Here is a 7,627-nt window from a genome sequence, read left to right as displayed (position 1 = left end):
ATCTTGTAGATCAACGGCTGCAAGGAATGCGAGTTTTCCCACACGCTTGCCACCGAGAAATCGGAGCTCGCATAGGCACTCGCCAGCGCTGCGAAAGACAGCGCCGTCAAGGCGAAGCCGGTCACCGCGACCGGACCGCCGACGGCCATCAGGCGCTGGTTGTTCAGGCGTGCGCCAAACAGCGGCACGAGCGTCTGCACCAGCGAAAGCGCAAACGCCAGGACGAGGGCGAAATGTCCGGTTTCAACCATGCCCGTGATCCACTGTCGCTCTCCTGCCGGAGCTATTCACTCTTGCTCTCCTGCCACACGCCCTTGGCCTTGAGGCCGTCCGCAACCTCCTTGGGCATATAGCGCTCATCATGCTTGGCCAGCACGCTATCGGCAACAAAAACCCCGTCCGGGCCGAAACTACCCTCGGTGATGACGCCCTGCTCTTCGCGGAAAAGGTCGGGCAGGATGCCGGTATAGGTGACCTTGACCGATTTGTGCGTGTCGGTGACCGAAAAGCCGACCGTGGCCCCCTGCCCGCGCTGGATCGTGCCTTTTTCGACCAATCCACCCAACCGGATGCGCTGGCCAGGCTGGACGCTTGCCGTGGTGAGATCGGCCGGCATGTAGAAATAGGAGGCCTTCTGGCCAAGCGCGTAGAAAGTCAGCCCGGTCGCGGCACCCAGGAAGACCAGGCCGCCCGCGATCACCGACAATCGTTTCTGCTTGCGCGTCATGTCTTGTTCTACTCCGTCGCCGCAAGCCCAAGCGAAGCGGCAAAGGCGGTGAATTTCTTCGCCTGGTCACTGTCGGCCCCAAAGGCGGCAATGGCGCGACCGAGCGCCTCACGCGCCTGATCGGCCTTGCCAAGCACGACATAGGAACGAACGAGCCGCATCCATCCTTCCGGGTCGTTCGGATTTTGCCGCAGTTTGTCGTCAAGGCCGGCAACCATGGTGTTGATCATGGCTTCCCGATCCTGCGGCGACATCGAGGATGCGGCGTCGATATCGCCGGCATCGGGGCCGTTGGCGGCGCCGCCGGAAGCCACTTCGGGGTTGCCGGACTTGGCCAGCGCCTGCTCGACGGCACCGCGCCATGGCGAGTCCGGCGGCAATCTGCCCAGCATCGCCTGCCATGCCGTGGTCGCTTCCTTGGCGCGACCCTCCTGCGCCAACGCCATGGCCAGGTAGAAACTGGCCTTCGCATTGGCCGGATCGAGCTTCAGGGCTGCCTCGAAAGCATCCTGGGCATCGGCCGAGACAATGCCGCCTGCCGCGCCGGCGATCGCCTCTCCGAGACCTGCCTGGCGAACGGCGCTGTCGCCATCAAGCCGAATGGCGTTGCGATAGGCATCCGCCGCGTCGGAAAAGCGCTGCATGCGCAGATAGACCGGTGCAAGCACGTCCCAGCCCCTGCCATCGGTGGGATTGGCGGCCAGATGGGCTTCGGCCCGCGCCACCAGTTCGTCGACCGAACTGTCGGCGGGATTCTTGGCCAACCGCTCGCTGAGCGGTTGTGACGGCAGGTCGGGAGAGCCAAGCTTGACATAGAGCCCCCAACTGACCAGCGGCACCGCCAGCACGGCTACGGTTGCCACCAGCCTTGCGGTGGCCGGCGCTCGGCCCGCGTTTGCGCCGCCGGCGGTAACCGCATTGTCAAGGCGAAGGATGCGGCGAGCGATCTCGGCGCGGGCTTCGGCCGCTTCGGCCGGCTGGATCAAGCCACGCGCAGCGTCGCGGTCAAGCTCGGACAGTTGGTCGCGATAGACTTCGAGATCATGTTCGCCGCTCGACGACGCGCCCTTCGCGCTGGCGGCCAGCGGCAACAGCACCGCCAGGCTTGCACCCAGCGTGAGAATGGCGGCTATGACCCAGAACAGCATGGTTCTTCCAATAACGGCAGAGCTCTGCCGTGCCAACAGATGCATGCTGCGACGCTTTGACGACGCCAGCCGCCAATCGTCGGCAGACGGTCGTCAGGTCAGCGGCGTCCAGCTGCCATCGGCGTTGCGGCAAGCGGTTCCGCGCGCCGTGACTCCGGCGCCGCCGGAAAACACCGTCTGCGTGTACTGGCGGCAGTCCTGCGAACCGACGCGGTAGGGCTGGGCCGGAACCACCTCGCCGTAGCGCGAAGCCTGGGCGCCTTTCCACGTCACCTTCTGGCCGCTGGTCGTGTATTCCAGCGCTTTGTACTCAGCCTCGAGCGCGCTGCGCTTCTCGGTCTCGCTGAGGCCGTTGCCGATCGCCCCGCTGATGAGGCCGCCGCCCATCGCCGAAATGATCGTCGTGGTCACCTTGCCGCTGGAAGGAGGTGTCGAGGCCGGTGTCGCTGCCACGGTTGGACCCTTGCCGCTCAAGGTGGTGCAGCCGGAAACAGCCAGCAATGCGGAAACAAGCGCGACGCGAATCTTCATGCCAACAACCGGTTTTCTTGAGTTGGAGCCTGCCATGGATGCGCCGGGGGCCGCGTCATCGAGAAGTCGGCGTGGCCATAGTATTGATATTTGTCGGAAATTTGGCCGCTGGCCGCTGCGGGACCAATGGACATGCCGCCAACAACATCTCCCGCCCCTCTATGTCGATCGGCTCTGGTGAACATCACTGAAGGCTCCGCAATCGCACCACCGCCTTCAATCCGCCCATACCGGACCGTTCGAGCGCCAGAACGCCTCCATACTCGTTGACGAGGTCTGCGACAATGGCCAGGCCCAGACCTGTTCCGGGCTTTGTCTCGTCCAGACGCCGTCCGCGCTTCAGCGCCTCGCGCGCCTTGTCCTCGGGAATGCCCGGACCGTCATCCTCTATGCCGATCTCGAACAGGCCGGCCGGGTCGTCCTTGCCGGTCAAGGGCACGATCGAGACCTGCACCGCGCTCTTTGCCCATTTCATCGCGTTTTCAAGGAGATTGCCCAGCAGTTCCTCAAGGTCCTCACGCTCGCCGGCGAAGACGATCTCGGCCGCCGGCAGCGACAGCGATAGATTTGTCTGCGGATTGAGCTTCCGCAGAACCCGCACCATGCGCTGCACCAGCGGCGTCACCGGCGTGCGGTAGACGACGCTGTCGCGTTGTGCCGCGACGCGGGCGCGCTGGAGATAGTGTTCGACCTGCTTCTGCATGGAAGCCGCCTGTTCGGCGATCAACTGCCCCTTGGCGCCGCCGAGCGCGCGGCCCTCGTTGAGCAGTACCGCCAGCGGCGTCTTCAGCGAATGGGCGAGATTGCCGACCTGTGTTCGCGACCGCTCGACGATGCGCCTGTTGTTTTCGATCAGCGCATTGGTTTCGTTGGCAAGCGGTTCGATCTCGGCCGGGAAGCGGCCGTCGAGCCTCTGGGCGGTGCCTTCGCGCACCATGGCGAGCGCGTTTCTGACCCGGCGCAGCGGCTGCAGGCCGAGCAGGATTGCGATCGCGTTGATGGCGATCATGCCGACGCCGAACAGGCTGAGATAGGTCAGCAGGCGGCGCTGAAAGGTGGCGATTTCCTGTTCGAGTTCGCTCTGGTTGCCCATGACGCGGAAACGCGCGGCGCGGTTCTTGGCGTCGAGGACGAATTCGCTCTCGAACACTTCGAGCTGCTCGCCGTCGATGCCTTCGGCTGCGTAGCTGCGCTGGAAGCTCGCGTTGAACGGCACCTCGGCAACGCTCGGTGACGGGATCGTCGTGGTCATCGACGACGAATGGAGATCGCCATGCACGCCTTCCGAAGCGGGCTCAACCGACCAGTACCAGCCCGAATTCGGCTCCGAGAACCGGAGGTCGCCGAGATCTGGCGCGCCGGTCAGCGCACCGCTGTCGGAGATGCCGATCGAACCGATCAGGTTGAACAGATGCGCCGAAAGCAGGCTGTCGAAGCCGCGCTCGCTGGCCTGGCGGTATAGGGTGGTGATCAAGGTGAAGATGACAACGAGCGTCACGATCGCCCAGACCGTGGAAAAGGCGATGACGCGGAACGTCAGCGAACGCGGCCACAAACGCAGCGAAAGCGGCGTCCTTGCGGTTGGTTTGAGCGGTTCCGAGTTACGCCTCCGGCTCACGCATGCGGTAGCCCATGCCGCGCACGGTTTCGATCATGTCGATGCCCATCTTCTTGCGCAGCCGCCCGACAAACACCTCGATGGTGTTGGAATCGCGGTCGAAATCCTGATCGTAGAGATGCTCGACCAGTTCGGTCCGCGAGACGACCTCGCCCATATGGTGCATCAGATAGGCAAGCAGGCGGAATTCGTGCGACGTCAGCTTCAGCGGCACTCCGCCGACATCGGCCTTGGAGGCCTTGGTGTCGAGGCGCAGCGGTCCGCAGGTCAGCTCGGACGAGGCATGGCCGGCAGCGCGCCGGATCAGAGCCCGCAGCCTCGCCAGCACCTCCTCGATGTGGAACGGCTTGGTGACGTAGTCGTCGGCGCCGGCATCGATGCCGGAAACCTTGTCGCTCCAGCGGTCGCGCGCCGTCAGGATCAGCACCGGCATCTTGCGGCCGCCGCGTCGCCAGCGCTCGACCACGCTGATGCCGTCCATCTGCGGCAGGCCGATATCGAGCACGACCGCGTCATAGGGCTCGGTGTCGCCGAGGAAATGGCCTTCCTCGCCGTCGAAGGCGCGGTCGACGACATAGCCGGCATCGACCAGCGCATCCGATATCTGCCGATTGAGATCCTTGTCATCTTCGACGACCAGTACACGCATGCGGAGTTCGATACCTGTTGAAGAGCTTTGTCGGATGGAAGAGCTTTGTAGGATTGAAAACTGGGGCAGATATAGGCCGATTCCGGCGGCCTGGGAAACGTGGCCTAAGGTTGATTGGATCAGTTCAGCGGAACGACGATCTCGGAACGGCGCGGACGTTGTCCGTCCTTGCCCGGAACGAGCACGACGATGACACAGACAGGCTGACCGCCGCGCGTCGATTGCGAGGCCTTGGCCAGCGTTCCGCCATTCTGCTCGGCCACCTGTTGGCCGATGGCGTAGCAATCGGATGCCGCCAGTACGATCGGACTGGCCAGGTCGGGCGGCGCGATGACCGGCATCGCCATCGCCTGCGACGCAAACAGCCCGGCAGCACAAAGCGCCAGTGTCGCGGTTCGGAAGTGGGAGCGAAGCGTTTTCATGACCGGCGTTGTAACGCATCGGTGCTGAACGTGAAATGAACGGTGAACGCCGCTGAAAACATCCTCGCCACACCCCTGCAACGCGAGACAGTCAACCTGGGATTTCGCCGCCTCGAACAGGCGAAATCCCGCGAAAGTCCAGTCTAGACTCCGTTTTGACCATATTGAAAGCGCATCAGGCATTTTCCTGCGTCATCGCGCGAAAACGCAGCAGCCCGTGATGCACGAGCAGATCCTCGTCATGGCGGGCTTCGGCAAATTCCAGCGACAGTCGTGTCTGGCCGCGAGGGCCGATCACCAATGCTGCGTCGGCAAGGCGCGCCTGGATGGCGGCCATGATGGCTAGCGTTTCGGCATCCCCATGGGCTTTCGACCAGACATGCAGCGTAATCAACTGATCGTCGGTGTTCTCGATGCCCGTATCCCAGTCGAAAGCGGAGGTATGGCCGCAGGTCACGTACGGAAAAGCGGCGTTGTCGGCTGGCCGTTCGAGCAGTCCGGCGCCGCCCAGCAAGGCCGACAGCGATGGATCGCTTTTCAGCCTGAGAAACAGTGCCTGCTGTAAATCGCCTGGCGCGGTCATCGTCTTTTCCTCCGGTTCCTGCGCTGCCGACTGTTGCTTTTCGGAAGCTGTCCGCGTTCTGCGTGTTCTGACAGATATAGCCATTCGACGCGCAGAGGCGATGGCGATTCGTCATCGGAATGATGGATGCCGATGATCTCGAAAGGGCGGCTTTGCCAAGACCACCGTCGCGGGCACCACGCCGTGAACATGGACTCTCGATTCCTGGTCACATATTCTCGCTCCATACAGCGTCGCATGACGCAATGTTTCCTTGCCGTTTTTGATCCACGAAGCAATTTCGGAAGCTGATGATGCTCGATGCAGAAAAGACCAGGGCTGCGTCGCGGTTGTTGGTAGGCCACTGGGACAAGGGCACCCGTCTCGACGCCATACCCGAGGCGTTGCGCCCACAAACACGGCTCGAAGGTTACGCTATCCAGTCGCATGTCATGGATCGCTCGGCGGCTCCGCTTTTCGGCTGGAAGATTGCCGCGACCAGTCTGGCGGGACAAAGGCACATCAACGTCGACGGCCCCATGGCCGGACGTCTCCTGGCCGAGAAAGCGGTGGAGATCGGCGGGACCGTTTCCCTGGCGACGAGCAAGATGCGCGTGGCCGAGATCGAGTTCGCTTTCCGTTTCGGCCGCGAGCTGCCGCCTCGTGCGGCACCCTATGAAATCGCCGAGGCGATGGAAGCCGTAGCGAGCTTGCACCCTGCGATCGAAATCCCGGACTCACGGTATGACGATTTCTGCGCCGTCGGGGCGCCGCAGCTCATTGCGGACAATGCCTGCGCCAACCTGTTTGTCATCGGCGAGGCGGCGGAAGACGACTGGCACGACGTGGATCTTGCAAAGCACCCCGTGATCGCGTCCGTTTCCGGAAGGTCGCAACATAGCGGATCGGGAGCAGCCGTATTGGGCGATCCTCGCATCGCGCTTACCTGGATCGTCAATGAACTGTCGGGCTTGGGCATAGCGCTCCAGCCGGGACAGGTGGTGATTACCGGCACCTGCGTGACACCGATAAGCGTCGAGGCAGGCGACGAAGTCATCGGCGATCTAGGCAGGTTTGGCCGCGTCTCGGTGAGGTTTGTCTAGGCTCCGCGCTGCCTGGCCACGAAACTGCGCACCGCCAGCACCAGCACGGTGATGATGATCAGGATCACCGACAATGCCGCGATCGCCGGGTCGATGTTGTCGCGCAAGCCCATCCACATGAGCCGCGGCAGCGTGATGGCGTTGACAGAGGTGATGAACAAAGTGACGCCGATTTCTTCCCAGGACAGCACGAAGGAGAGAAGTGCGGCGGTGACGATGCCGAATTTGATGTTGGGCATGATGATGCGGGTGGCGCGTTCCCAGACAGTTGCACCTAGGCCGCGCGCGGCGAGGTCTATGCGGCGGTCGAGCTGGCTGAGCGAGACCAGCATCAGCACGGTGGCGAAAGGGACCGTCATCACCGAATGGGCCATGGCAACGCCCAGCCAGGTGTCATAGCCGAAGAACGCGCTGAAGCCCGAGATCGAGGTGAGCAGGAAGTAGAGCGTGATCGCCGAGACCACGGGCGGCACCACCATCGGCAGCAACACGAAGCCGACAAGTGCCGCGGTGAAGCGCGGCTGGAACATCCAGACGCCAAGGCTGAAGCACAGCGCCAGCACAGTTGAAAAGGCGCTGCTGACGACACCGATGCGGATCGAGAGCAGGATCGATTGGAGCCAGCGCGGGTCCTCGATCAGCGCCCGGTAATGGCGCAGCGACAGTTCGCCCGACGGCATGGCCAGCATGCGGCTCGGCGTCAGCGACACCGGGATGACGGCGAGCAGCGGCATCAGCAGGAACAGCGCCACGAAGGCGGCGATGATCAGCGAGACGGGACCGGGGCGGTAGGTCGGCATCAGATCAACTGCTTCGGTCTGACATATCGGAACAAGAGCGCCATCAGCGCGCCGACGAACAGCACCA

At 63.2% G+C, this 7,627-nt stretch carries 9 protein-coding genes and 1 pseudogene; 1 reads left to right on the top strand and 9 read right to left on the bottom strand.

The annotated features are described in order from the left end of the window. The 8 genes and pseudogenes from EN925_RS14940 to EN925_RS14905 all read right to left on the bottom strand — a co-directional run. Positions 1–251: pseudogene (locus tag EN925_RS14940) on the bottom strand (heme lyase NrfEFG subunit NrfE); the annotation flags it as partial. Positions 252–283: 32 nt separating this feature from the next. After that, the gene (ccmE, locus tag EN925_RS14935; protein ID WP_013532635.1) at positions 284–727 is read right to left on the bottom strand and encodes a cytochrome c maturation protein CcmE; all 444 of its coding nucleotides are present in this window, start codon (positions 725–727) and stop codon (positions 284–286) included. Positions 728–735: 8 nt separating this feature from the next. Next, on the bottom strand, positions 736–1,875 hold the full coding sequence (gene ccmI / locus EN925_RS14930; protein WP_127385414.1) for a c-type cytochrome biogenesis protein CcmI: 1,140 nt from the start codon (positions 1,873–1,875) through the stop codon (positions 736–738). 93 nt (positions 1,876–1,968) lie between these two features. Beyond that, positions 1,969–2,406: a hypothetical protein gene (locus EN925_RS14925; RefSeq protein ID WP_013532637.1), complete on the bottom strand. Its 438-nt coding sequence runs from the start codon at positions 2,404–2,406 to the stop codon at positions 1,969–1,971. A 184-nt stretch (positions 2,407–2,590) separates the two neighbouring features. Next, positions 2,591–4,024 (bottom strand): ATP-binding protein, encoded by a 1,434-nt coding sequence (locus tag EN925_RS14920; RefSeq protein ID WP_024505287.1) that lies wholly within the window; start codon positions 4,022–4,024, stop codon positions 2,591–2,593. Beyond that, positions 4,008–4,673, bottom strand: a complete 666-nt coding sequence (locus EN925_RS14915; protein ID WP_013532639.1) for a response regulator transcription factor — start codon at positions 4,671–4,673, stop codon at positions 4,008–4,010. Before EN925_RS14915 ends, EN925_RS14920 begins: the two co-directional genes overlap by 17 nt. 119 nt (positions 4,674–4,792) lie before the next feature. Continuing rightward, positions 4,793–5,095 (bottom strand): hypothetical protein, encoded by a 303-nt coding sequence (locus tag EN925_RS14910; RefSeq protein ID WP_013532640.1) that lies wholly within the window; start codon positions 5,093–5,095, stop codon positions 4,793–4,795. Between the two features lie 175 nt (positions 5,096–5,270). After that, positions 5,271–5,678: a DUF3168 domain-containing protein gene (locus EN925_RS14905; protein WP_064993409.1), complete on the bottom strand. Its 408-nt coding sequence runs from the start codon at positions 5,676–5,678 to the stop codon at positions 5,271–5,273. Positions 5,679–5,971: 293 nt separating this feature from the next. Between EN925_RS14905 and EN925_RS14900 the strand changes: the two genes are divergently transcribed. Then, the gene (locus tag EN925_RS14900; RefSeq protein WP_064993410.1) at positions 5,972–6,760 is read left to right on the top strand and encodes a fumarylacetoacetate hydrolase family protein; all 789 of its coding nucleotides are present in this window, start codon (positions 5,972–5,974) and stop codon (positions 6,758–6,760) included. Here the strand turns inward: EN925_RS14900 and EN925_RS14895 are convergent. After that, positions 6,757–7,560, bottom strand: coding sequence for an ABC transporter permease (locus EN925_RS14895; protein ID WP_027162976.1), 804 nt, complete (start codon positions 7,558–7,560; stop codon positions 6,757–6,759). The two genes, EN925_RS14900 and EN925_RS14895, sit on opposite strands and share 4 nt — an antisense overlap. Between the last annotated feature and the right edge of the window lie 67 nt (positions 7,561–7,627).

The organism is Mesorhizobium sp. M7A.F.Ca.US.006.04.2.1 (assembly GCF_004022915.1).
In the GTDB taxonomy this organism is placed as follows: Bacteria; Pseudomonadota; Alphaproteobacteria; order Rhizobiales; family Rhizobiaceae; genus Mesorhizobium; species Mesorhizobium ciceri.
This window is presented reverse-complemented; position numbering and strand designations above follow the sequence as displayed.

What these genes read in the sequence shown, in the direction of transcription:
- EN925_RS14905 (WP_064993409.1), bottom strand. Translation starts at nt 5,678, where the DNA reads ATGACCGCGCCAGGCGATTTACAGCAGGCACTGTTTCTCAGGCTGAAA.
- ccmE (WP_013532635.1), bottom strand. Translation starts at nt 727, where the DNA reads ATGACGCGCAAGCAGAAACGATTGTCGGTGATCGCGGGCGGCCTGGTC.
- EN925_RS14915 (WP_013532639.1), bottom strand. Translation starts at nt 4,673, where the DNA reads ATGCGTGTACTGGTCGTCGAAGATGACAAGGATCTCAATCGGCAGATA.
- ccmI (WP_127385414.1), bottom strand. Translation starts at nt 1,875, where the DNA reads ATGCTGTTCTGGGTCATAGCCGCCATTCTCACGCTGGGTGCAAGCCTG.
- EN925_RS14925 (WP_013532637.1), bottom strand. Translation starts at nt 2,406, where the DNA reads ATGAAGATTCGCGTCGCGCTTGTTTCCGCATTGCTGGCTGTTTCCGGC.
- EN925_RS14895 (WP_027162976.1), bottom strand. Translation starts at nt 7,560, where the DNA reads ATGCCGACCTACCGCCCCGGTCCCGTCTCGCTGATCATCGCCGCCTTC.
- EN925_RS14910 (WP_013532640.1), bottom strand. Translation starts at nt 5,095, where the DNA reads ATGAAAACGCTTCGCTCCCACTTCCGAACCGCGACACTGGCGCTTTGT.
- EN925_RS14900 (WP_064993410.1), top strand. Translation starts at nt 5,972, where the DNA reads ATGCTCGATGCAGAAAAGACCAGGGCTGCGTCGCGGTTGTTGGTAGGC.